The following is a 22,665-nucleotide window of genomic DNA, read 5'->3' on the forward strand; positions in this document are numbered from 1 at the left end:
ATTCCTGCAATCAATTATCTTTAGGTCAGCTGGACAATTTCCTGCCGGAAATCGTCGCAACGAAATCATAGTCCAACCGTTAGTGTAAATTACTCCAAACTAACACTCTTATTGGTATTAGATTTAACATCTTCATCATCAAAATCAAATACTTCTTCAAATTTATAATTATCATCTAAATCATCAATAGATATCTCTTCAAGATTAATATATCTGATGTTTATATTGATAATATTCTTCATAGGTATTATTAAAAATCTACTTGATATTTCTTTTTGTCTAGTATCTGTACCATTCAGAACCGAATTTTTATCAAACTCTTTTCTAACTGGATATCTGATATGAATAGCTTCAAGGTCACCATTTCCATCTATGTAATAATCAAACATTTCTCCCATATAAATAACTCTACGACCTTCTATGGAACATAGAACATCTACAATTTGGAAAGAAATATCTTCGTATGTATCAGGGACATATGGGAAATCTAAACACTCTCCTCTTAATATATAAAACCACTTATTAGAAAATCTTAAGAAACGATATTTTCTATCCCATTTAAAATACCTAACAATTCCTCTAGCAGAATGACCCAATAAGTATGCTAATGAAAATAACCCTATGTTATAATAAAAAATGGGAGCTAAATTTAATCTAATGTTTTGAAAACTTTCTGTAATTATTTTTCCATCATCATTTCCAAGTATTAGATTTCCTAACACCTGAAAATCTATATAATAATTGGAAAGTTTCTCAATTAAAAAGAGAAAAATTACCTGAAATATAATTGAAGGAATAATTGAACTTGTAAGTTCATTAATTAAAGTTACGTCCTTTTTCTTAACACTTAATCTAGTGGAATTATAACTTATTCTAAAAACAAAACCAGGAGCTAGAATAAGAAATATTAAAATTGTAGAAAAAGCTAAATTCATTACATTAGCCTAATTCCTTGATTCTAAATATTTTACCTCCAATCTTCACTACTTTAGAATCTTGTGATTTAGGGCTTAGACTATGTGCAGATTTAACCATTGCAAATCCCATATTGGGTTGGTTCATGACTTTAATTCCTAATTTTCTAGATTGAGAAACTTTATTTGAGAATTGATTATCTGAAGTTCTATAATGTCCAATAATACCTTTGCTTTTTTTCATGCCCATAAATCAAATGTATATAAATTCAATAAACTTGCACTAATAATATATATAAAAAATAGCTTATTATGTACCAAACTTAGGTTAAATACAATTTTAAATCGTTAAATTAGTCGGAAAAGTATGCGTTTGCTTGCACGCTACTTTTCATACACGGACCGTTAAAAATTCAAAAAAAGGATCTGAATTACATTCAGACCCTTTTTTACTAACTAACCAACTAACTCAAAAACTAATTTTATCGGCTACCCAATCCTCGGGTTAACCATCCTCCCTTGGCTACGGTTGCAATGGAGTACGGCGTAATCCAAAACAGGCCAAAGGTGAAAAAAATACTATAAGAATAGGCCCAGAAAGATTCTACCCAATTGTAACGCTTTGCATAGAACAAAACCGAAAAACTAGATAATAGTAGAATACTCACCATAGACGACCCTAGAAATAACAAGGGTTGGGTTACTATAAAGAATACCATAAAAATAAATAACGGGTAACTCATAAGAATTTTTAGCACCTGGCTGGTAAACAATAAGCGGGCACCAGATTTACTAAAGTTCCTAAAATTGGTAAAGATGAATTTAGACATCTCTAATACCTCTCTTACATTGCTCCTATCCCATCTAATAAACATCTTGTACAACCCCTTATACCGTTCTGGCACATTGGTGTAACAATACGCGTTACTCTGGAACAAAACACTTTTTCCTTGTTTTAACACCATGTTGGTCAAGGCTTGGTCTTCTCCAATATCTGAGGGCTTACCCATAAATTGCTGGTGTATCCAATCTTCCTTGCAAGCCATAATGGCCTCCCTTTTATAGGCAGCCAAAGCTCCTGGGGTACACAATACGGTATTTACGTTGCTTTCTGCAGAGCGAATAAACTCAAAACTCAACACAAAACTTACATCTAACATTTTGGGCAACAAGGCTTTCTTATTATTAAGTACCCGGATGTTCCCTGCTACTGCACCACAATTTTTGTTTACCACAAATGGGCTAACCAAATTGCGTAGGGTATCCTTGTCTACCACACTATCACTATCTACCGTAACAAACACTTCGCCCGTAGCCAAATCAAACGCACGGTATAGTGCATGGCGTTTGCCCATATTCTTAGGTTGTTGGTAAATTTCTACACGGTTACCCAATTCTGCTTTTGCTTTTTGCATCCACTGCCAGGTATCGTCCTTACTCCCATCATCTATAGAAACAATTTGTAATTTTTCCTCGGGAAAATCGCTCGCAACCAAACTCACCAAAGTATCGTAAACCTGTTTACCCTCGTTATATGCTGGTACAATTACCGTACTAGTGGGCAGTTCATCATTGGTTACCCCTGCCACAGGTTTATATTTAATGTAATTATACAAAGTGTAAATAAAGAAGAAACCACGGAATAACAACAACCCAAAAGCAACCAACAAAAAATAATAGCCAAGGGTAGAGTTGCGTTGTTCTTGATTAAACTGTGTAAAATCTTCCTGTAAAACGTACACCAAATAAATAGACCCCAACATTAGGGCAAAAGAACTTCCCTTGATAAAAACAGACCAAGCATCTGCAGTAGTAAAAAAAGTATTGACCCAATTTCTAACAGATCGTTTATTGTAGTTTTGAACCATTTTGTTACTTAGTAATAGTTATAATTAGTGTTCCCTTGTGGGTGCTCGTTCTGTTTTACGAGCCATTGGGTTCATTGGATTATTTCTTGGCAATCTTTAACACTAGTTCACGTTTTATTAAGCAATCATATTCGCAACGTTAGCTTAGACAAATTACCATTAGTATAAATTTTTATGCTCCTTATTATCAAATAGATAAGACTTACGCCAAAAATTGACATGTTTTCTATTTTTTACAGCCTAGCCTTTTTAGTATCTTTCTCTAGACAACTTTAAACTAAACCAAATGCAAAGACGAAATTTTATTAAAAACGCGGCTGCGGGTACTGCAGCCTTCTCCATTGTACCCAGTTTTGTGCTAGGCAAAAACCATGTTCCCCCAAGTGATACCTTGTACGTGAGCGCATTTGGCGTAGGTGGGCGTGGTAGCGGTGTCATAGAAGGCCTACAGAACACTGGCAAAGTAAAATTTGTTTCTTTCTGTGATGTAGATGACCGCCGTGCGGCAGATACCTATGCCAAATATCCAGATGTAAAGCGTTATAAAGATTTTAGAAAGGTTTATGACCAGCACCTTTCTGAGATAGATGCCATTATGGTAGCCACCCCAGACCATACCCATGCCACTATTGCACTGCCTTTTATGAAAGCTAAAAAGCATGCGTATGTAGAAAAGCCTTTGGCGCATAACATACATGAGGCCCGCTTAATGACCCAAATAGCAAAAGAAAACGGTATTGTTACCCAAATGGGCAACCAAGGCGCCAGTAGCGATGATAGTAGAATTGCTAGAGAATGGGTAGAATCTGGTGTAATTGGTAAAATACATACCATAGATTGTTGGACCAACAGACCTGTATGGCCTCAAGGGGTTGCCCTACCGTCTAAAAAAGATAGGATTCCTAAAGGCTTGGATTGGGACCTTTGGCTAGGCCCTGCAGCCATGCGAGATTATAACGATAGGTACTTACCATTTAAATGGCGTGGCTTTTGGGACTTTGGAACCGGAGCTCTGGGCGATATGGGGTGTCACATTATGGAAACGCCCTTTAGCGTGCTAGACCTAGGTTATCCCAAAGAAGCCGAAGCAAGTTGTACAACCGTTTGGGTGGGCGATTTTGTAGAGGGAGATTATAGCCATTCTTGCCCACCTTCTTCTAAAATACATTTAAAGTTTGAACACGATTACCACGGCGCCATTCAACTAAACTGGTTTGATGGTGGTATTAAACCAGACCTACCAGATGAACTTAAAGATGGTGAAACTATTGGCAATGGCGATGGCGGCACTGTTATGTATGGTGAAAAAGGCATAATTGTTACGGATACCTACTCACAAAACGCACGATTGTTACCTTCTAATTTAAACGAACTGTACCAACAACCCAAAGCCAAATATGCACGGATACCTGGCGGGATGAACGGACACATCCAAAACTTTGTAGAAGGATGCCTAACCGGAAGTGAAACGTCTTCTAATTTTGAAAAAGCAGGCAAACTTACCGAGACGGTACTTATGGGTAACCTTGCGGTACGTGCGTACCAATACAAAAAATTAAAACCTGGCAAAAAAGTAGGCGATTGGGACCCGTATATGTACGAGGGCCGAAGAAAACTACATTGGGATGGTGATAATATGCGCATAACCAATTACGAAAAGGCCAACGAATGGGTAGGCCGTAAGTATAGAACTGGTTGGGAACTTTCTTAAAACTGTTTTTAATTTGGAAAACCGGGAGCCAAGCTCTCGGTTTTTACTTTATTGTTTCTCAAGTTTCTTTTAAGTGGTAAATGCTCTTTGTTTGGTTTGAAAAAGATTATTTAATCCTCAGAACAATCTTTCTTTCTACCGGGATGCAATACGCTTTTTAAAGTGTTAAGGTTCATAAACAACTTCAGCATACGGTCTAAAGAGAAACAACCTTATTTTTAACGTTAATAACTTAAATAAATTGATGGTTTATAAACTTCTGTTTTACAATCATTTGGTGTTACTTTATGGCTTCTTATAACTAATTAAAAAATTATACTATGTACTTTAAAATTGGTCTACTAGCTCTTTTATTAAGTAACATAGCCCCTAAAATCAATAACATGGATGCTACACCACCAAGCCATAAAGCCACTTGTATAGCTTACCTAGAGAAATATGCGGCTAAAGACCTAAAAGGCGTTGCGGACCTATTTGCGGACGATATTGTTTTGCGCGACTGGAAAATTAGAGTTGTAGGTAAAGAACTAGCCGTTAGCGAAACCAAAAAGAACTTTAAAAACGCCGAATCTTTATCCATAGACATACTGCATCTACATGAAAGTGAAAATACGGTAGCAGCAGAATTAAAAATAGTGGTAAACAACACAGAGGTATTGTACGTAGTAGACATTATTACGTTTAATGATTCCGGAAAAATTACCTCCATCCGTGCCTATTTAGGACGAGGCGACGAAGAGTAAACTATCATAAAACTGGTATACAAACCCTTAAGGCTTACACGTGATAGATTTTAATAAAACCATAGTTACAGAAAAAATTGTTCTAAGGCCTATGCAATTAGAAGATTTTGAAGCTATGAAAACACTTACTTTGGATACCCAAATGTGGTATTATTTCACGGCCGATTTATCCAACGAAGCTACCTTAAAAAACTGGATTACCACCGCAATCAAAAACCGTGAGCAACAAAAAGAATTGCCTTTTACACTTGTAGACCCAATTAACGGCGCAGTTATAGGCACTACCCGTATTGGAAATATTTCTGTCAAGGATTGCCGTGTAGAAATTGGTTGGACGTGGATTGCCAAGGCATACCAAGGTACTGGGATTAACAGCTTGGTAAAAAGACTACTTTTCAACTACCTCTTCACAGAAACAGGAACCCTACGCATAGAATTTAAAACAGATGTGCTTAACATTGCTGCCCGTAAAGGCATGGAAAAAGTAGGTCTGATAAAAGAAGGAGTATTACGTAGCCATACCCTAATGACCAACAACCGTAGAAGGGATACCGTGTATTATAGCATTCTTAAAGAAGAGTGGGAAAGTATGCTCCCCAACTACGCTTAAGCAGCCAGCACAATAACGTTATTAAAAAAGAACTCTTTAACCAACAGTTTACAGCAGCACAAGATGCTTAAAATACTTAGCTATTAAATCCATGCAAGGCCCTTGGGTTGATAGGTAAGCCAACCCGTTAAGCTATACCGATCCTTGTGAGATTTTAATACCGCATGGGGTACTACTCCACTTTTAAATAGTACACATCTGTTGCCAAGCGGCTGTATCAAACTCAAAGATTTATCAGGTTCAAAAATTTCCAATTCACCCCCATCACCAGTTTTCCACCCATCGTTTAAATAAACAATCATGGTAATCATGCGGTTACTTCGTTCTTCAAACTGATCTAAATGGCGTGCGTAATGCCCACCCGGAGGATAATGCGCTAAATGAAACTCGTGCCCAGACAAACTTAAATAACAGTAGCGGTTTAGCACATTTTTAGTCTCTTGTACTAAATGCCAAAAAGAATTTAAGTCAACATCTCTATTGGCATCTAACCAGTACGTTTTATCTCCCCTAATTTTTGTGCGTACTTGGTGGTTATCCAAACTACCAATACCAGCCTGTGTAAATAGTTCTTGATGTTCTACAAAGTAATTTTTTAAGGTAGTATAAAGTGGTTGGCTCAAAAAATGGTCTACCACTACGTAATGCTTATCAGAAAGCTCGTCTATCCATTCGAGCCAATCTTCAAGGTTATGAAAGTCTGTCACTTACATTTATAAAAAATAGCGCGCAAAAGTAAACTTATTTAGTATATGGCAGTGGTTTTTATTTTAATTTTTATAGCTAAACACCAATTTGCCAAACTACTAAATGAAAGCCTAGACAAACTTAGCATAGCAAAGAACAAGGTTACTTTGTGTTAATTCATTAAATGGAATTATACGGCGTTAAAACAGCTTTAATTGACCATCTTTATAGGCCTCATGCAAATCTGTACGTAGCCTAGGAAATTGTCTTCCCTTAAAATATTTTGCCTTGGCCAAATGTGCCATTTGCTGTATTTGCTGGGCAACGGCGCCATCACCTTTCATTCTACTTCCAAAACGGCTATCATTTAACTGTCCGCCATGGCATTGTGCTATTAAACTTAACACTTTCTCTGCCCGGTCTGGCATCGTTTTGTAGAGCCAGTCTTTAAAAATAGTGCCAATTACTCCATTGAGCCGCACAACGGTATAACCAAATGAACGTGCGCCACAAGCAGCCACTGCTTTGGCCAAATCTAGTACTTCATGACTATTTATTCCCGGTATAATTGGTGCCAGCATGGCATTTACAGGAATGCCCTCTTTAGACAATTGTTCTATAGCTTGCAAACGCTTTTTTATAGTGGTTGTCCTTGGTTCTAATAACCTACGGGTATGTTCATCTAAAGAAGTTATAGAAAGATTTACACCTACCAAACCCAAGGCATTAAGTTCTTTTAATACATCCAAGTCTCGCAAGACCAAAGCATTCTTGGTAATAATTCCCACGGGCTGCCTGTACTTTAAAAATACTTTTAAACAGGCACGTGTAAGTTCAAAATCTTTCTCTACCGGTTGGTAGCAATCCGTATTACCAGAGAGCACTATGGTATTGGCTTGCCAACTCTTTTTACTTAAATGGGCCTCTAACAGCTTAGGCGCATCTTTTTTTACTAAGATTTGCTGTTCAAAATCCTTACCGGCGCTATACCCCCAATACTCATGACTGTTACGGGCATAGCAATAAATACATCCATGCTCGCAGCCCTGATACGGATTTAGACTGTACTCCATACCTACGTCCGGACTAGCAACCCTATTCACTATGGTCTTAGGAAAAATAGGGGTTATTTTGGTTTTATTAGAAACCGCATCTTCACCAGATAAACGGCAATATTCTAAAAAATCGTCTCGTTGTTCGTGAACGTCTTTTAAAAATTTGTTGTGCACGTTTAGTTGTGCTCCACGGCCTTTTTGATAGGAAGTATGTGACAAAAAAAAGGATTTATTCCAAATTTATGGAATAAATCCTATAGTTAATTATTTTTAACGTTTACTAGAAGGCAACTTTGACCAACTGTTTTTTGCTACCGCGTTTGGCATAAAACAACATGGTATCGTCTTTTTTACTAGTAAAAGGCATAGAAACCATTAAAGGTAATCTCGCTTCTTTACCATCTATAATTTTTTTGTAGGTCATTTTACCTTGTGCATCTAATGATATGGTAAACACGTTCCTATTTTGGGTTAGCCCTTGTTTAAAGATCATTCTTTCGTTATTGATCAACTGCGGATTTTCAGCAGCAGTACAAATAAAGAAATACGTATTACCATCCTTACTAAAAGAGCTGTAAGAAGCATAAGCCTCATCTCCTTGCGTAACTTCTGATTTGTTTACGTTACGTACCCATATTAAATCGCCATTGGCTTTTAATTTGGCGCTCATAATATCATTATAATGAAAACGCTCTACCTGCATACGTTGCCCAGCACCGGTTCTGTACATACTATTGGTTACAAAATACTCTTCTGCATTAAAAAGAATGTTACCCTCTTCTGTAATGTCTACCCCTTTAAACACTAGATTTTTAATAACCCGGTTATCTTCCCTACCAAACTTATCAAACATAAAATCTTCTGTAAACGGATGGTGCTTTTGGTTGGTTAAAGCCAATGCGTTTTTGTCTACCTCATAAAAAGATATCCCGTTATACCGATTATCTTTACGATCCGCATAGAACCCAACACATTTAACAACGTTACCTTCTAAAATGGGATACAAAGCTTCTGGATAAATACCGGGTTGTGTAAAATCTTGGGTTTGTATACCTGTAGGGCCTACTTTCATTAATTCATATTGGTACTTGCGCTCGTCTACTTTAAACCTACGCTTTTTAAAATATGCTTTCCCAATTAAAAAAGCTTCGCTCAAATCATCTGAAAGCGCCAACTGCTCAAAGGCATAATTTTTCTCTTCGGCCTCGGTATTAAAATCTACCTCCCAACGTTTTTTAAAGCTGGTATCGAACATGTGTAGCGTATGGTTCTCTTCTTTACCCTTGGCATGATCCGTACTTATTACAAAACCTGATCTATCCCTATTGAACAGTAAAGTGGTAGAAAAACCGTTATTAAAATTTCTATTGTAGTAGTTTTTACCATAAGCACCCTCTACAACTTTGGTTTCTATGCTATAAAAACGTTCTGTTGTAAAATTCATATTGGTAGTTGCCGTTTTGTGCACCCAATACTCATATTGGCCTTTATTGTAATCGTAATTAAAAAAGATTAGGTTAAGGGTGCCATTTTTTACAAAGCCATCAATAAATTGCATATCCCTGAACTTGTAATTGTATTCAGAAATTAGGTTTAAATCTTTATCATAACGCTCTATTAAATAGCCTTTTGGCTTTAAGATTAGTCCTTGAAAATAAGAACGCACCAAGATGTAACCGTTATCGCCATCTTCAGCTATGGTAACCAAATTAGAATAGCGGTGGCGATCATTGTACTTTTCGCCAAAGCTATATGTTATCGGCATTTCTTGCGCCGTTACCATGACGGCCAAAAAAAGTGTTAGGTAAACTATAAGATTTTTCATGTGGGACGTTTGTTTCTTTTAGTTATTATGATCCTGGAAAATTGGCTTTTCGCTTTTCTAAAAAGGCGGTTGTGCCTTCTTTAAAGTCATCTGTACCAAAACAAGTACCAAAGGCTTCTACTTCAACGGCAAAACCATCTTTTTCAGGATTATAACCCGCATTTACGGCTTTTATTGCTTGCGCGATGGCTACAGAGGAATTATTCATGATTTTTCCGGCCAATTTTGTACAAAGGGGCATTAATTCTTCTTGAGGCACTACATAATTGACCAATCCGTTTTGCAACGCTTTTTGAGCATCTATCATACCCGCGGTCATAATCATTTCCATGGCCAATCCCTTACCTACCAGTTGTGGCAAACGTTGGGTACCCCCATAGCCAGGTATTACCCCCAGAGAGACTTCTGGTAAGCCCATTTTGGCATTGTCGCTGGCTACTCTAAAATGGCAGGCCATTGCCAACTCCAAACCGCCTCCTAAAGCAAAACCGTTTACGGCCGCTATTACGGGCTTGGACAAGTTTTGAACAAAATCGAATAAAATCTTTTGACCTTTAGAAGCTAGTTGAGCGCCTTGTTTTACCGCAAAATCGGCAAATTCAGATATATCTGCACCAGCAACAAAAGCCTTTTCGCCACTACCGGTAATAATTATAACCTTTGTACTAGCATCTTCTTCTAACTCTTTAAAGGCATTGTGCAGTTCCTCAATGGTTTCTTTGTTAAGCGCATTTAATTTTTTAGGGCGATCTATGGTTATTGTAGCCAGACCATTTTCTTCTTCTATGTAGATGTTATTGTAATCCATGTAGCTTAATTTTAGTTGTTGTTATTATCAGCTAGGATAAAGTTAAGCATTGAAGCACAAAACAAGGCAAGGTTTAGCCTAAGATTGTTTTGGAAAACGCACGGTAAACACCGTTCCTTTACCCTCTTGCGAAGTAAATTCTATTTTGCCATTGTAGTTTTCTACAATGTTCTTTACCATACCCAACCCCAGCCCCATTCCGCTGGATTTAGTAGTAAACTTGGGTTCAAAAATTTTATCTTTTACCGTATCTGAAATACCCACCCCATTATCTGCTACGCAAATTTTAATCCAATCTGCTTCTTCTGCAACCGTGACCAAAATACGGGGAGAACTTACCTCTGGTAAGGCCTGTATGGCATTCTTTACCAGATTGGTTATAACGCGTATTAATTGTGTACGGTCTAGTTTGGCAATTAATTCTTCTTTGTCCGATATAAAGTGAATGTAGGGCTCTTGGAAAATATCTAATGCCAATTTGGTTACTTTAACCACGTTCAAAGTTTCCTTTTGTTGGGCGGGCATATCGGCAAAATTGGAAAAAGCAGAAGCAATATTGCTCATAATATCTATCTGCTGAACCATTGTTTTAGAAAACTCACTCAATTTGGCAAGTGCTTCAGGGTCTTTTGGGTTAAACTTGCGTTCAAAGCTTTGCACACTTAGACGCATTGGCGTTAGCGGATTTTTAATCTCATGGGCTACTTGCTTGGCCATTTCCCGCCAGGCTTGCTCTCTTTCGCTTTTGGCTAATTTAGCGGCACTTTGCTCTAACTCATCAATCATATTATTGTAAGAGTCTATAAGGCTACCTATTTCCTCACTTGGGTTTTTAATGTAAATTTTTTCGTTGCGTTTGGTTAAATTGGTATGGTGCAACTTATCTGCCACGGTTTGCAAAGAGCGGGTTATGTATTTAGAAATGAAGTATGCCAAAATAATGGCCGCCAATAGCATTAAAAGATAAACCCCTGCTAAACGAAACAGAAATTCCTTTAATTCTTTATCATTAAAAGAATTGTCTTCAAAGTAGGGCAGGTTCATAATACCTATAGGCTTGAACCTAGGGTCTAAAATATATACGTAAGAAGCTTTGTAATTATCGCCAGCAGTACGTTTTTCTTCTACATAACGTTTGGCAACACTCCATTCTAAATGGTTCAACACCTCAGGGTCTAAACAGTTGGAAACAGCATCGGCCTCAAAGGCGGGTTTGGAGCTTTTGATTAGTTGCCCCTCCAAATCATAAATATTAAAATTTACGTTTTGCACATCGGCAATCTTATAAATCTCGTCCCTAAAAATATATTTAAGATTTTCCGTTTTGGCCTCATAAGTGGTTTCTTGGAGCACGTAATTTATACTTTGAAGAATTTGTTCCTCTTTGCGCTCCAAACGATTTTCATGGTAATCTTGTGATTGCTCCCGATATTGGTATATTGTAACCCCTGCAATTAAAACAGACGCAATAACCACCAATAAAATCATGGTTATAAAGATGCGCGACCTAAGAGATAGTTTTTTTATCAAAGACAAGCTGTTTGCACTTAAAGTTAACAATAATCGCACCAAAGGCTAAAATACCAAAGTCAAATCCAAAAATTGAACGCAACTCTAGTTAGGCATTGGGATTTTTTTCTCGTATGCGTTTATATAGCTTTATGCCTAGCATTAACAAAATACCCAAAACAAAAATACCCACTACGCCATAAATCCAATTCACGGCACTTTTTAGAATGACCAGAAAGATAACCGCAAATAGGATTAGGGTGGTTACCTCGTTAAAAATACGCATAAACCGAGAGGTATATTTTATCTCATCGCGTTGTAGTTCTTTTACAATTAAGTGGCATTTTATGTGGTACGCCCATAACAAGGCTACAAAAACTAATTTTACCTGCATCCAGGGTAGGGCCACCAATCCAGGATTTAGATGCAATAAAGTTAATGCAAATAGCGTACATAAAATAGCAGATGGCCACGTAATAATATTCCACAACCGCTTGGTCATCAACTTAAATTGTGCTGTCAAAATTTCTTTTTCTGGGGATGCTTTTTCAGCTGCTTCAATATGGTAAATAAATAGCCGGGGAATATAAAAAAGCCCTGCAAACCAGGTTACTACAAATATGAGGTGCAGGGCTTTAATATAGAAATAGGTCATTTTGCTAAAATCTATTTCAAAGATACAATATTAAGTACTCAGAACGTCAACGCACCAATACCTGCATCCCATAATAATTTATTATAGGAAGGTATTGCGTTTTGTTCCAAATCTGTTGCTGTTGCCTTAAGGGTTTGCCACTGTTTATCCAATTCCGCTTTACGTTCCTTGTTAGCGGTATTTACCCTCGGCAAATCACTATTGGTTTGGTTAATTAGAAACAGATACTCTGCAGTAAACTTATTGGGGAAATTCTCCACGTCATCATAAGCTTTCGATTTACGTTGTACCATCTCCCCATCCCAAGATTTCAATTTTCCTAACAACTCCTTTCCCTTCTTCTTTAATTCCTCGTCCTTAATTTTAGATAAAATACCATTCAGTTTATTCTGGATTTTATACAATCTATTCACCTGTTGATGCATGGCGGTTAATTCCTGCTCCATAGCACTCATGAAAGCATCAAACTCCTGATAGTCTTCTGCAGAAACATTGTAGGTGGGTATCTTTTTAATTACCGCCTTGGTCGTAACCGTTTTTCCATCTGCTTTAAGGGTGATGTTATAAGTACCTGGAATCACTTTATGTCCCTTAAAACCTGCTTCAATATACACGCCCGGCACACCTGGCATAATGGGATGCTTCATATCCCACACAAAACGATTTAACCCTTCTTTTTTAGGCAATCTAGGTGCTGGCGGGGCACTTCCTCCGTTGTGGGGCACATAGGTTGAATCTTTCTCCGAAGTAAAGGAACGAATCAATTTGTTGTTATTGTCTGTTATTTCTAAAGTGATGTTTGCAGCATCATCCAACTTTGGCAACTCGTAATACAACACCACTCCATTTGCTGGATTTATACCTTCAAAAGGATGCGTACCTGTAAACTTATCTGTATTTCCACTCATGGGGCTGCCCCACGACCCTAAGTAAGCATCGTCTGGCTGATAGATTTTTACTTCTCTACTACTCGATTTCTCATAAGTAGTAAGCACATCCAAATCGTCTAAAATCCAAAAAGACCTACCGGAAGTTGCCACGATTAAATCACGCTCGTGCACTTTTAAATCCAAAATAGGCGTGGTGGGTAAATTCAATTGAAAAGGTTCCCAATTAGCACCGCCGTTGAAGGAAATGTACATGCCCAGCTCGGTACCCGCATACAGCAAATCTTTACGTTTGGTGTCTTCCCGAACTACACGGGTAAAGGCTCCGTAGGGAATTCCCGTGTTGATTTTCTCCCAAGATGTGCCGTAATTGGTGCTTTTGTAAATGGCAGGTGTATAATCGTTAAACTTATATTTAGTGCTAGCTATATAAATGGTAGCAGGGTCATGTGGCGACACTTCAATGGCGTTAATTAACGCTTCTCCTATTCCTTTGGGTGTAATATTTTCCCAAGATTCACCTCCGTTTTTAGTAATGTGTACCAAGCCATCATCACTCCCCGTTATAAGCACCCCTTTTTGGTGTGGCGATTCTATCATATACGCCAAAGTGCCATAATTTTCAGCCCCTACTGCTTCATTGGTGTACGGCCCACCACCATTGCCTTGCTTTTCGTCAATATCACGCGTTAAATCAGGAGAGATTTCTTCCCAGTTCTTGCCCATATCGCGTGTACGCAGTACCAACTGTGCACCATGGTAATAGGTGCCTGGTTCGTGTTTGGAACCTATTATAGGCGCGTTCCAATTGTAAAGGTATTTCATGTTACGGGCTTCCCGACCTAGATACTGAATGGGTGCTGCCATAATCTGGGTAGAAGCCTTGCTTTCCATATCTAACACTTCAATAGTTCCCAAATAACTTCCCCCTAAAACATATTTAGGATTGTCCGGGTCAAACGCCAAAAAGGCACTTTCACCACCCGCTGCATACGTCCAATCTTGTTCACCAATGCTAGAACGTCCCAAAGACCTGCTGGCAATACGTACCGAGGTATTGTCTTGCTGCCCTCCATAAATATTGTATGGGAAAAGATTGTCTACACTGATGCGATAAAACTGAGCCGTTGGCATATTATCTTGTGTAGACCAAGTTTTGGCAAAATCAAAACTTACGGCAGCACCACCATCATTGGCAATAACCATGTTATTGGAATTGGCGGGATTAATCCACAAATCATGATAATCGCCATGTGTTCCCGATAAGGTTTCCCATGTTTTACCACCATCTGTAGAACGTAAGGCTGGAGCACTTAGTACATACACCGTATCAGCATCGTTTGGGTCTGCAAAAACTTCAATATAATACCAGGCGCGTTGTACCAACCGATTATCACCACTCACCATTTTCCAAGAAGCACCAGCATCATTCGATACAAACAATCCACCCTTATCTTGATTAGAATCGCTCTCAATCAACGCATAAACTCTATTGGAATCGGCACCACTAACCGCAATGGCCATTTTACCTTTTTCTTCTGGTAAACCTTTATGAATTTTGGTCCAAGTTTCCCCAGCATCCGTAGACTTGTACAAACCACTACCTACACCACCACTTACTACCATATTTGGCTTACGTTGGTGCTCCCACATAGCGGCATACATAATTTCTGGGTAGTTGGCATCTATAGACAACTCTGATGCTCCGGTAAGTTCATTGACGAACAAAGTGTTTTTCCATGTTTTGCCGCCGTCTACCGATTTATAAATACCACGTTCTGGATTCCCTTGGTGTAAAGCCCCTTGTGCGGCAACATAAACAATATCTGGATTTGTAGGATGAATAACGATGCGTGATATATGTTGGGTTTTGGTAAGTCCAAGATGTGTCCAGGTTTTACCGGCATCGGTAGATTTGTAAACCCCATCACCGTAAGAAGTCATTACCCCTCGCGGCGCATGTTCTCCCATTCCGCAATAAATTATGTTGGGATTGGAAGGTGCCACGGCAACTGCACCTACAGAGCCAGTTTTAAAATAACCATCAGAAACATTCTCCCAGCGTTGGCCAGCAGTTGTAGTTTTCCACAAACCGCCACCCGTAGTACCCATGTAATAAGTCAGGGGGTCACCTATAACACCCGTTGCGGTTACGGAACGCCCACCTCTAAACGGGCCTATGTTTCGGTATTTAAGTGGCTTAAAATAATCGTTAGCAGATTGGGCAATAGTAACTGTAATTGCCATGTATGCTAGTAGTAAAACAGCTTTTTTAATATTCACTTTGTCTAAAATTATCTTACTAATTAATTGTTTTTCCAGTTAATACATGCCTGATTCAACAGACCCCTCCGCCCTGTGGGCACCTCCCCTAACTTAGGGGAGGACCTTGAACTAAATGCCTATATCTTTTAAGTACCAAGTCATCATAAACTTGTTCCCTCCTTCTTCAAGGAGGGGTGGCGCTAGCCGGGGTAAGTATGTACTTTCTTCCTGTTTGGTACTGCACTTAACTGAAAGGATAAATCTTACGACTATTCCTCAATGGATAAATAATTTAAACCAAGTTGATTGAACTCCGCATTAAAAGCCTTCATTTCTTCATCTACCAAGGTATCAAAAGCCTTTAATTGGGCTTCAATTTTAGCTGTCATCTCGTTTTTTACCGCTATATCTTGTGCCGTTGGTGGAAAATCATCTATACTGACAAGGCTGTTCAGGTGACCAAGCTTGTTGGTCAGGCGAATTGGGAAGTTCAACGGATCTTGATTACTTCTATTCTTGGTTTGGTATAGGGTTTTCTCTATTTCACCAAACTTCTCCTTCATACCCTTAGCCTTCTCTACCAAGCTTTTTGTGGCCGAATTATCGTTGTACTGCTTTACAAAGGCATCTAGCTTGGTATTTATAGCGCGAATCTTTTTTATAGATTGATGCGCTCTATCTATAGTCTCATTTATGCTCGTAATAAAATCATATTGCTTTTGCATATCAGCAACAGAAACCTCTGCTCTAGGGTCCCGTAAAATTTTAAAGTTTTCCGTTTGTGTGTTACCATTTACACTAAGACTTACTTTATACTCCCCTGGAACTGCTTTTGCTCCTTCTAATGAAGCCCACCAAAGAATCATACCTTTTAATTTTTCCGCACCTTTACCGCGGGTATCCCAAACATGGGTATTGCCACCGGCTTTAAGGTCTTTTAAGGCCTGTTTTTTATCTTTTGCCATGCTGCTGTACATTGCCAAAGTATCTCCAGACTTACTTAGATACGTTAGTTGAACGGTATCTTTTTCTTTATCAAAAGCTTTTAAATAAAAATGAGTAACTACTCCATTGGGGTGGTTTTGTCCTTGCAACAAACTTGGCTTGGAGGCCGCCCTACCTTTGGTACGGTAACTATCTTTTGGCGCAAAAAGTTTGGCCGCAACAGTATTATCAGCACTTGCTAACTGGTGTAGTACAGTTAAATCGTCTATTATCCAAAGGCTACGACCTTGTGTGGCCACAATTAGATTGTTGTCTTTGATAGCCAAATCCGTGATAGGCACAATAGGCAAATTCAACTGAAAAGGTTTCCAAGAAGCACCATCATTAAAAGAAATGTACATGCCTGTTTCTGTACCGGCATACAATAAACCCTTTTGTTTTGGGTCCTCACGAACCACTCTAGTAAAATGCTCATCTTCTATACCGTTCGTTATTTTTGTCCAGGTAGCCCCATAATCCGTGGTTTTATACAAATAGGGTGCAAAATCGCCCAACTTATAGCGTGTACCTGCCACGTAGCACGTACCTTCATCAAAAGCGGAAGGTTCTATGCTATTGATCATCATCCACTCTGGCATCCCTGTTGGAGTTACATTTTTCCATGTTTTACCACCATCTTGGGTTACATGTACCAAACCATCATCACTACCCACCCAAAGGAGACCTTCTTTTAACGGACTCTCATTTGCCGCAAAAATGGTACAATAATACTCCACACTGGTATTGTCTTGGGTAATGGGACCTCCACTAGAACCTAATTTGGTGGGATCATTACGTGTTAAATCATCACTCAACAATTCCCAACTTTGTCCTTCATTGGTACTCAGATGTACGTGGTTAGAAAATGTATATAATTTTTTAGGGTCGTGCTTGCTAAAAATGATAGGAAAATTCCATTGAAAGCGATACTTCATCGCCTCTGCACCCGCACCCATAGGGTTATCTGGCCACACGTTAATACCTCTAGTAGTACCCTTATCGTGATTAACTCGAGTTAAAAATCCGTCATAACTACCCCCATACACAATATCGTTGTTCAAAGGATCTACCGCTATATGGGCACTTTCGCCACCTGCCGTTGGCTCCCAATCTGCTTCGCCAATGTAGCTACCAGCTGAGCGGTGTTTAATACGCAGCGTACTGTTATCTTGCTGCGCCACATAAATACGATATGGGAAAGCATTGTCTGTAGTAACTCTATAAAATTGTGCTGTTGGTTGGTTGTAGTAAGTACTCCACGTTTCACCACCATCATAACTAACTTGAGCTCCACCATCATCCCCAATAATCATTCGTTTAGAATCTTCTGGAGAAATCCATAAATCATGATGGTCTCCGTGAGGCGCATTAAAGGTTTTAAATGATTTACCGCCATCGGTAGACTTGTGGTATCTTACGTTAAGCACATACACCACATCTTCATCTTCCGTATCTGCATACACACGGGTGTAATACCAGGCACGTTGTCGCAGTTTACGCTCACTATTTACTTGGTTCCAAGTTTTACCACCATCGTCTGAACGGTATAAACCACCTTTATCCTTATTCTCTACAATGGCCCAGACACGCTCACTATTTTTTGGCGATACGGTAACCCCTATAATGCCTAAAGTATCCGTAGGGAAACCTTCATTCTTGGAAATTTCTGTCCATGTTTCGCCACTGTCCGTACTTTTCCACAAGGCAGAGCCCTCGCCACCACTACTTAAGGAATAAGGTGTGCGCTGCGCCCGCCATGTAGACGCATATAAAATTCTAGGGTTGTTGGGGTCAAAAGTTAAATCTACCGCACCTGCTTGGTCATTCACAAACAAAACCTGTTTCCAATTTTTACCACCATCGGTACTTTTGTAAACACCACGTTCTTTGGTGGGTTTATAAATATTACCCAACACTGCAGCATATACGGTATTGTAATCCGTAGGATGCACCCGTAACCTTGGTACATGCCTGCTTTTCTCTAAACCGGCTTTTTCCCAAGTTTTACCGCCGTTTTCTGTTTTCCAAATACCGTAACCACTAGATACATTACCACGTAGGGTTTTTTCCCCACCTCCAACATAAATAACGTTAGGGTCGCTTTTGGCAACCTCAACAGCGCCAATACTACCGCCAAAATAGCCGTCAGATATATTTTTCCAAGACCTACCCCCATCTAGGGTTTTCCAAACGCCACCACCGGTAGCACCAAAATAATAAAGGTTAGGTTCTCCGGGCACACCCGTTACCGCGGCAGAACGCCCACCACGAAAAGGACCTACCAGGCGGTATTCCAAACTAGAATACAGCTCTTCTTTAGGTGCTGTGTCTTGATTTTGTTTTTTTCTGCGTTGCGCTTGGGCTGTAGGAATAGCCAAAGCAAGGGCACATAGTAGAATGCCCATTTTTTGAAGCGTGGTTCTCATTTTTTAAGCAAGTTGAATTAGTCAGTCCTAAAAGTAATGAAAAACAAGTACAATTCTATTGTGCCATATTTTGTAAATTAAGCTACTTATAACTTAAACCAGACCAATGAATAAACGAGAATTTATTAAAACCACCGGAGCTGGCGCGCTGGGTGTTGCCCTTGCACCTTCTTTATTACATGCACAACAGCCAAACAAAAAGCTTAGAACTGCACATATTGGCGTGGGCAATATGGGTTGGGAAGATTTAATTGCCATTTCTTCACATAAAAACGTAGAAGTGGTTGCCCTTTGTGATGTAGATGCACTTTACTTGTCCAAAGCCCACAAAATGCACAGAAAGGCTAAAATCTTTTTTGATTATAGGGTAATGTTGGAACAAATGAAAGACGAGATTGATGCTGTTATCATTTCAACACCAGACCATACCCATGCTCCTGCATCCTTAATGGCCATGGAGATGGACAAGGCCGTTTATTGCCAAAAACCATTGACACACTATGTAGACGAGTCTAGAAAAATGATGCAATTGGCCAATGATAAAAACCTCATTACCCAGATGGGTATACAGGTACATTCTTTTTACGATTATAAATTAGCCACATTATTAATTCAGTCTGGGATTATAGGCAAGGTACACACGGTGCATGCTTGGAGCCCAAAAAATTGGGGATTTGATGGCGAAGCACCAAGTGGGGAAGATGCCGTACCCGACCAATTGGATTGGAATTTGTGGCTTGGCACTTCTCCTTACCGTGCTTTTAAAGATAACCTGTACCATCCTGGTAATTGGCGAAAAGTTATGGACTATGGCTGTGGCACTTTGGGCGATATGGGCGTTCATATTTTTGACACCCCATACAACGCCTTACAATTAGACGTTCCTATGACCATTAAAAACGAATGCAGGCCCAGTACCGGATTTGGTTTCCCAGAAAATAATAGGGTCACCTATGAGTTTCCTGGCACGCCATACACCGATAAAACCCTGAAATGGATTTGGTATGACGGACCCGGTATGCCAACACTTCATGAAGATTTAGTACTGCCTGGCATGGCCGATAAAAAAAATGGAACCCCTAAAACCAGTATGAAGGATAAAATGTCCTTGGATGCCAAAGAAGCTGCATTAAACGAATTGCCAGAACAAGGTGCCATGTTTGTTGGCAGCAAAGGGCGGTTATTGCTACCCCATTTTATGCAATTACCTAGAAAAATAGTTCGTGGGAAATATGTGGATATTACAAAGGAGATTGAAGCATTGGACCAGCAATACCAATTGGGAAGCCCTGTACGGAATTATGAAACCCAAGGCCCTAAACATTACCATCAGTTTGTAGATGCTTGTTTGGGAACAGATACGTGCTCGGCGCCATTTTCTTATGCCGGACGATTAACAGAAACCATACTTCTAGGGGTAATTGCTGGCCGATTTTCAAACCAAACCTTACATTGGGACGCAAAAGCAGCACGTTTTAAGGAAGAAGAAGCAAACATGTATTTGTCCGGTGAATATCGAAGTTTTTAATTAGCATTAGAAAATCATAGTTATACCTAAGTTATATTTAACTATATAGCTATGATTTCACAGAAATAACCTCGCCGGCGCTAGTTTGTAACTAGTGCCGTACCGAGTAAGAAGTATAAAGTACTGAGTAAAAAGTATTGTCTGTATTCGTCATGCTGAACTTGTTTCAGCATCTTAATGTTGTAGTAATCAGAATTACTATTTCATAAATTGCTATTGCTGTCCAGTGTTTTGCATGCCTCAATGTAAAAAATTGTTACGAAGTAACTAAGCTGTTTCGTTTTATATTACCTCTGATTACTTACTTTTATGTTTTCTGCCGCAGCAGCACAGCTACTGCGGAGCGGGGGGGCTTTGGTTTTAATAATGTTAGACGGTTATTTAAATTTTAACATATTTAGAGGTTTAACTCTCAAAAAATGAGAGTGCTGTTTAGCATCTTTACCATGTAATCAAAACAGCGCGCAACAGAAATTTTGGTTTTGGTTTAATAGTAAATTGTTTAATTAAAATTTTTAAAATGGAACAAATAGAATTTTTAAAGTCGGATGAGTTAATCGAAATTAATGGAGGGCTTTTAAATCCGGCACCAGGGGCAAATCTAACAGGTATTGTAAAATTGGGGGTTGCTTTTGTAAAAGGAATTTTTTCTGGAACAGATATTTTTTAAAAGAAGAGACAAAAATGGAGAATTTATCACAACAAGAATTAATAGAAATCCAAGGTGGTAACGATATAGAAGTTTTTTTCTTCTTTATGGGATATACCGCTGCCAGAAATTTTGACTATGCGGTTGGTATAATTGATGGATTTGTAAGAGGATAATAGATAAACTTTAAAAAGAAAATTATGAATTTGACAGATTTAACACAGAGTGAGTTGATAAACATCGAGGGTGGCCTAGATGAAGATTATAATGCTGGTTACGCCGTAGGGGCATGGCTAAGAAAGGCAGTTGACGCTTTTGGGGACGTGGTTGATGCTTTCAGTCCTTTTTCTTGAAATTTATTTAAATTTAAACGAATAATGGAACACCTTTCCGGGTGTTCCATTTTCGTGTTTAATATAAAAATTAGAATATTCTAAATGTTGCAATTAGTAAGGAATATATACGGAGGCACTATAAAACCAAAAAATATAGAAACGGCAATTTATAGTAAACCTGGCAATAAAATTATTCTACTACTAAAGATATTTTTTGTCAAAATTATTTTATCATATAGCTTAGTATTCTTCCTAAGTTTTTTTAAAAATTTTGAAAACAATACTGTACAAAGTATTGAAGAAGATTTTGGTCTTCAGTTGTCATTTCTAATAGTTGTTATCATTGTTCCAATTTATGAAGAAATCATTTTCAGACTACCTTTAGTATATAGGCCAATTAATTTAGCGCTATCTGTTTTTGGTTTATGCTACTTTTTTTTGTCCTCTTTCATTTTTGGCTCTAATTTTTTGACCTTAGACATTAACTTGTTTTATAAACTAGTATTTTCTCTTGTAGTTGCTTTATCTGTGTATTTTGGCGGAAAAAGATTTTCCAGATTGGGCTCTTTTTGGAATGGTAATTTTCAAGTAATATATTATTCCTCAATTCTTTTATTTGGATTTGCCCATATCTTAAATTTTAAAATCAATTTTGAGAATTATTATTTGTTGCCATTAGTAATTTCGCCTCATTTACTTGCTGGCATAATTCTTAACTATATAAGAATAAAATTGGGTTTTCTGTTTTGTTGTTTATTTCACATTTTTAATAATTTATTTGTTTTTATTCTCACTATCTAGATTTTAAGTCGAGCAATTTTTCCTTAATAAGACCAACTAAGAATTTGAAAATAAAATGATTATGGAACAAATTTATCATTAGTCCTCTTTTAAAAACTCTGCATTGATCTTTCTTATGCTTTTTGGTCCATAAATATTTCATCAGCTATTCTCTGAGCTACAAAAAATTTGAAATTGGAGGAGGTAAATTCATTTTGCCTCTAAAACTTTAAAAGGAATTAGCATTCTTTTACCAACTAAATAGGCATTTTGAAACGGACCTCTCTCAATTCTTCCAAAATCGGAAGCTGAAATTTCTTTAGAATTTACTTAGGTTCCAACACCACAAAAGGTATAATCATTTCTTCAAGGCTTACCCCGCCATGTTGATAAAGTCCTCCCTCAATCCCTCCAAAGGAGGGAAGC

19 protein-coding genes are annotated in these 22,665 nt (G+C 38.4%); 8 read left to right on the top strand and 11 right to left on the bottom strand.

Translation table 11 applies throughout. The features are described 5' to 3' along the window. Positions 1-89: 89 nt before the first annotated feature. From BUL40_RS00690 to BUL40_RS00700, 3 genes are all read right to left on the bottom strand, one after another. Complete coding sequence (locus BUL40_RS00690) at positions 90-935, bottom strand: hypothetical protein (RefSeq protein WP_080317669.1); 846 nt, start codon at positions 933-935, stop codon at positions 90-92. A gap of 4 nt (positions 936-939) precedes the next feature. After that, the gene (locus BUL40_RS00695; protein ID WP_141239625.1) at positions 940-1,158 is read right to left on the bottom strand and encodes a hypothetical protein; all 219 of its coding nucleotides are present in this window, start codon (positions 1,156-1,158) and stop codon (positions 940-942) included. A 238-nt stretch (positions 1,159-1,396) separates the two neighbouring features. Beyond that, a complete protein-coding gene (locus tag BUL40_RS00700) occupies positions 1,397-2,782 on the bottom strand; it encodes a glycosyltransferase (protein ID WP_010518785.1) in 1,386 nt (461 codons plus the stop codon). Positions 2,783-3,068: 286 nt separating this feature from the next. Here BUL40_RS00700 and BUL40_RS00705 point away from each other — a divergent pair, with 286 nt between their 5' ends. From BUL40_RS00705 to BUL40_RS00715, 3 genes are all read left to right on the top strand, one after another. Further along, positions 3,069-4,493 (top strand): Gfo/Idh/MocA family protein, encoded by a 1,425-nt coding sequence (locus BUL40_RS00705; RefSeq protein WP_010518786.1) that lies wholly within the window; start codon positions 3,069-3,071, stop codon positions 4,491-4,493. A gap of 320 nt (positions 4,494-4,813) precedes the next feature. Beyond that, entirely contained in the window at positions 4,814-5,236 is a 423-nt protein-coding gene (locus tag BUL40_RS00710; RefSeq protein WP_080317671.1) for a nuclear transport factor 2 family protein, read from the top strand. A gap of 40 nt (positions 5,237-5,276) precedes the next feature. Further along, positions 5,277-5,846, top strand: coding sequence for a GNAT family N-acetyltransferase (locus tag BUL40_RS00715; RefSeq protein WP_080317672.1), 570 nt, complete (start codon positions 5,277-5,279; stop codon positions 5,844-5,846). An 83-nt stretch (positions 5,847-5,929) separates the two neighbouring features. Here BUL40_RS00715 and BUL40_RS00720 read toward each other — a convergent pair whose 3' ends face one another. From BUL40_RS00720 to BUL40_RS00755, 8 genes are all read right to left on the bottom strand, one after another. Next, positions 5,930-6,553, bottom strand: a complete 624-nt coding sequence (locus BUL40_RS00720; RefSeq protein WP_080317673.1) for a 2OG-Fe(II) oxygenase — start codon at positions 6,551-6,553, stop codon at positions 5,930-5,932. Positions 6,554-6,733: 180 nt separating this feature from the next. Further along, positions 6,734-7,807: a PA0069 family radical SAM protein gene (locus tag BUL40_RS00725; protein ID WP_080317674.1), complete on the bottom strand. Its 1,074-nt coding sequence runs from the start codon at positions 7,805-7,807 to the stop codon at positions 6,734-6,736. A gap of 61 nt (positions 7,808-7,868) precedes the next feature. Then, a complete protein-coding gene (locus BUL40_RS00730) occupies positions 7,869-9,413 on the bottom strand; it encodes a hypothetical protein (RefSeq protein WP_080317675.1) in 1,545 nt (514 codons plus the stop codon). Positions 9,414-9,438: 25 nt separating this feature from the next. Next, positions 9,439-10,221 (bottom strand): enoyl-CoA hydratase/isomerase family protein, encoded by a 783-nt coding sequence (locus BUL40_RS00735; RefSeq protein ID WP_080317676.1) that lies wholly within the window; start codon positions 10,219-10,221, stop codon positions 9,439-9,441. A 78-nt stretch (positions 10,222-10,299) separates the two neighbouring features. Further along, positions 10,300-11,709 (bottom strand): ATP-binding protein, encoded by a 1,410-nt coding sequence (locus BUL40_RS00740; protein ID WP_010518794.1) that lies wholly within the window; start codon positions 11,707-11,709, stop codon positions 10,300-10,302. A gap of 130 nt (positions 11,710-11,839) precedes the next feature. Further along, a complete protein-coding gene (locus BUL40_RS00745) occupies positions 11,840-12,385 on the bottom strand; it encodes a CopD family protein (protein WP_080317677.1) in 546 nt (181 codons plus the stop codon). A 38-nt stretch (positions 12,386-12,423) separates the two neighbouring features. Continuing rightward, entirely contained in the window at positions 12,424-15,519 is a 3,096-nt protein-coding gene (locus BUL40_RS00750) for a WD40/YVTN/BNR-like repeat-containing protein (protein ID WP_095529362.1), read from the bottom strand. Between the two features lie 287 nt (positions 15,520-15,806). Next, on the bottom strand, positions 15,807-18,947 hold the full coding sequence (locus BUL40_RS00755; protein WP_080317678.1) for a WD40/YVTN/BNR-like repeat-containing protein: 3,141 nt from the start codon (positions 18,945-18,947) through the stop codon (positions 15,807-15,809). Positions 18,948-19,053: 106 nt separating this feature from the next. Between BUL40_RS00755 and BUL40_RS00760 the strand changes: the two genes are divergently transcribed. The 5 genes from BUL40_RS00760 to BUL40_RS00765 all read left to right on the top strand — a co-directional run bounded on the left by BUL40_RS00760 (position 19,054) and on the right by BUL40_RS00765 (position 22,260). Next, complete coding sequence (locus BUL40_RS00760) at positions 19,054-20,475, top strand: Gfo/Idh/MocA family protein (RefSeq protein ID WP_080317679.1); 1,422 nt, start codon at positions 19,054-19,056, stop codon at positions 20,473-20,475. A gap of 520 nt (positions 20,476-20,995) precedes the next feature. After that, the gene (locus BUL40_RS15685; protein ID WP_176465421.1) at positions 20,996-21,145 is read left to right on the top strand and encodes a hypothetical protein; all 150 of its coding nucleotides are present in this window, start codon (positions 20,996-20,998) and stop codon (positions 21,143-21,145) included. Between the two features lie 14 nt (positions 21,146-21,159). Next, on the top strand, positions 21,160-21,300 hold the full coding sequence (locus BUL40_RS15690; RefSeq protein WP_176465422.1) for a hypothetical protein: 141 nt from the start codon (positions 21,160-21,162) through the stop codon (positions 21,298-21,300). Positions 21,301-21,324: 24 nt separating this feature from the next. Then, on the top strand, positions 21,325-21,477 hold the full coding sequence (locus tag BUL40_RS15695; RefSeq protein WP_176465423.1) for a hypothetical protein: 153 nt from the start codon (positions 21,325-21,327) through the stop codon (positions 21,475-21,477). A gap of 84 nt (positions 21,478-21,561) precedes the next feature. Then, positions 21,562-22,260 (top strand): CPBP family glutamic-type intramembrane protease, encoded by a 699-nt coding sequence (locus BUL40_RS00765; protein WP_080317680.1) that lies wholly within the window; start codon positions 21,562-21,564, stop codon positions 22,258-22,260. Positions 22,261-22,665: the final 405 nt, after the last annotated feature.

This window comes from Croceivirga radicis (assembly GCF_002072105.2).
Taxonomy (GTDB): Bacteria; Bacteroidota; Bacteroidia; order Flavobacteriales; family Flavobacteriaceae; genus Croceivirga; species Croceivirga radicis.

What these genes read in the sequence shown, in the direction of transcription:
- BUL40_RS00690 (WP_080317669.1), bottom strand. Translation starts at nt 935, where the DNA reads ATGAATTTAGCTTTTTCTACAATTTTAATATTTCTTATTCTAGCTCCT.
- BUL40_RS00695 (WP_141239625.1), bottom strand. Translation starts at nt 1,158, where the DNA reads ATGAAAAAAAGCAAAGGTATTATTGGACATTATAGAACTTCAGATAAT.
- BUL40_RS00700 (WP_010518785.1), bottom strand. Translation starts at nt 2,782, where the DNA reads ATGGTTCAAAACTACAATAAACGATCTGTTAGAAATTGGGTCAATACT.
- BUL40_RS00705 (WP_010518786.1), top strand. Translation starts at nt 3,069, where the DNA reads ATGCAAAGACGAAATTTTATTAAAAACGCGGCTGCGGGTACTGCAGCC.
- BUL40_RS00710 (WP_080317671.1), top strand. Translation starts at nt 4,814, where the DNA reads ATGTACTTTAAAATTGGTCTACTAGCTCTTTTATTAAGTAACATAGCC.
- BUL40_RS00730 (WP_080317675.1), bottom strand. Translation starts at nt 9,413, where the DNA reads ATGAAAAATCTTATAGTTTACCTAACACTTTTTTTGGCCGTCATGGTA.
- BUL40_RS00735 (WP_080317676.1), bottom strand. Translation starts at nt 10,221, where the DNA reads ATGGATTACAATAACATCTACATAGAAGAAGAAAATGGTCTGGCTACA.
- BUL40_RS00740 (WP_010518794.1), bottom strand. Translation starts at nt 11,709, where the DNA reads ATGATTTTATTGGTGGTTATTGCGTCTGTTTTAATTGCAGGGGTTACA.
- BUL40_RS00745 (WP_080317677.1), bottom strand. Translation starts at nt 12,385, where the DNA reads ATGACCTATTTCTATATTAAAGCCCTGCACCTCATATTTGTAGTAACC.
- BUL40_RS00750 (WP_095529362.1), bottom strand. Translation starts at nt 15,519, where the DNA reads ATGGCAATTACAGTTACTATTGCCCAATCTGCTAACGATTATTTTAAG.
- BUL40_RS00755 (WP_080317678.1), bottom strand. Translation starts at nt 18,947, where the DNA reads ATGAGAACCACGCTTCAAAAAATGGGCATTCTACTATGTGCCCTTGCT.
- BUL40_RS00760 (WP_080317679.1), top strand. Translation starts at nt 19,054, where the DNA reads ATGAATAAACGAGAATTTATTAAAACCACCGGAGCTGGCGCGCTGGGT.
- BUL40_RS15685 (WP_176465421.1), top strand. Translation starts at nt 20,996, where the DNA reads ATGGAACAAATAGAATTTTTAAAGTCGGATGAGTTAATCGAAATTAAT.
- BUL40_RS15690 (WP_176465422.1), top strand. Translation starts at nt 21,160, where the DNA reads ATGGAGAATTTATCACAACAAGAATTAATAGAAATCCAAGGTGGTAAC.
- BUL40_RS15695 (WP_176465423.1), top strand. Translation starts at nt 21,325, where the DNA reads ATGAATTTGACAGATTTAACACAGAGTGAGTTGATAAACATCGAGGGT.
- BUL40_RS00765 (WP_080317680.1), top strand. Translation starts at nt 21,562, where the DNA reads ATGTTGCAATTAGTAAGGAATATATACGGAGGCACTATAAAACCAAAA.